This window comes from Rhodococcus sp. Chr-9, from assembly GCF_000801125.1.
In the GTDB taxonomy this organism is placed as follows: Bacteria; Actinomycetota; Actinomycetes; order Mycobacteriales; family Mycobacteriaceae; genus Rhodococcus; species Rhodococcus pyridinivorans.
In genome coordinates, this window is record NZ_JTIZ01000139.1 from 1 (window position 1) to 271 (window position 271).

Sequence of the window (271 nt, forward strand, 5' to 3'; positions counted from 1 at the left end):
ACCTGCTCTTTATCTTCATTGAGAAGTATTAAGTTCGCTTCAATAACTCCAGTTTCTGTCATTTCGGTAGGAATTACTAAAATAAACTCTCCCTTAGTTAAGTTTTCAGGAGGAATCATAACAAAACCTGAATTACTGCTATTAGTATATTGATATGTAAGTTTTAATGAATGGCCAGTCAAATCAATTTCGCCTCCATTATCAAGTATTTTAATTGACAATGTTCTAGCGTTGACGTCGCCTTGCATTATTTGAATTGGTTGTGGGAAGC

Annotated in this window: 1 protein-coding gene; it reads right to left on the reverse strand. The window is 34.3% G+C overall.

All coding sequences use genetic code 11. The features are described 5' to 3' along the window. On the reverse strand, window positions 1–271 hold a 271-nt coding region (locus QR64_RS26335; protein ID WP_152641013.1), incomplete at both ends, for a BppU family phage baseplate upper protein.